This is a genomic window from Vibrio sp. 779(2023), from assembly GCF_033344285.1.
Classification (GTDB): Bacteria; Pseudomonadota; Gammaproteobacteria; order Enterobacterales; family Vibrionaceae; genus Vibrio; species Vibrio alginolyticus.
This window is the reverse complement of sequence record NZ_JAWPOM010000179.1, coordinates 1-1,127: the sequence shown is the minus strand read 5'-3', so window position 1 is coordinate 1,127 and position 1,127 is coordinate 1. Positions and strand designations below refer to the sequence as shown.

Below are 1,127 nucleotides of genomic sequence, written 5' to 3'. Positions count from 1 at the left end.
CTCATTTCCGGTGCGTTGGTAATGTGGATGGCAGCAGGTTTTGCCATGTTAGAAGCGGGTCTAGTGCGTTCTAAGAACACAACTGAGATTCTAACCAAAAACTTTTGTTTGTACGCGATAGCGTGTACCACTTACCTTGTTATTGGTTACAACATTATGTACGTCGATAACGGAGAAGGCGGTTGGTTACCATCGTTCGGTGGGTTGATTGGTACCCAGGGTGAAGGCGCAGACCATTCTCTTGAATCCGACTTTTTCTTCCAAGTGGTATTTGTTGCAACAGCAATGTCTGTTGTTTCGGGGGCCGTTGCAGAACGCATGAAGCTTTGGTCATTCTTGCTGTTTTCAGCTGTTTTGACCGCGTTCATTTACCCAATGGAAGGCTACTGGACATGGGGCGGTGGCTTCCTATCTGAAGCTGGCTTTAGCGACTTCGCGGGTTCAGGTATTGTTCATATGGCAGGTGCATCTGCGGCGCTCGCTGGCGTGTTACTGCTTGGTGCTCGTAAAGGTAAATACGGTAAAAACGGTGAAATCTACCCAATTCCTGGCTCGAACATGCCATTAGCAACACTGGGTACGTTTATTCTTTGGTTCGGCTGGTTTGGCTTCAATGGCGGTTCTCAATTGATGGTTTCAGACTTTGAAAACGCAACGGCGGTTGGTCAAATCTTCCTTAACACGAACGCGGCTGCGGCTGCGGGATCGATTGCTGCATTGTTTGTGTGTAAAACCACTTGGGGTAAAGCAGATTTAACCATGATCCTTAACGGTGCGCTGGCTGGTTTGGTAGCTATCACGGCAGACCCACTATCACCATCACCTTTGTATGCTGTAGCAATCGGTGCGGTATCGGGTGCGCTAGTGGTATTTAGCATCATCGGTCTCGATAAACTGAAGATTGACGATCCTGTAGGTGCAATTTCAGTTCACGGTGTTTGTGGTTTCTTCGGTCTAATGGTTGTTCCTCTAAGCAACGGTGAAGCGACGTTTGGTGCGCAGCTTCTTGGTGCCGCAGTGATCTTTGCTTGGGTATTTGGTGCAAGCTTAGTGGTTTGGGCGATTCTTAAAGCTACGGTTGGTATTCGAGTTACGGAAGAGGAAGAAATGGAAGGTATGGACATGCA

The 1,127-nt window shown here is 48.1% G+C and carries 1 protein-coding gene; it reads left to right on the top strand.

All coding sequences use genetic code 11. The features are described from left to right. Positions 1-1,127, top strand: a 1,127-nt coding sequence (locus R8O70_RS25905) for an ammonium transporter (protein ID WP_318184548.1), incomplete at both ends; no start/stop codon positions are given.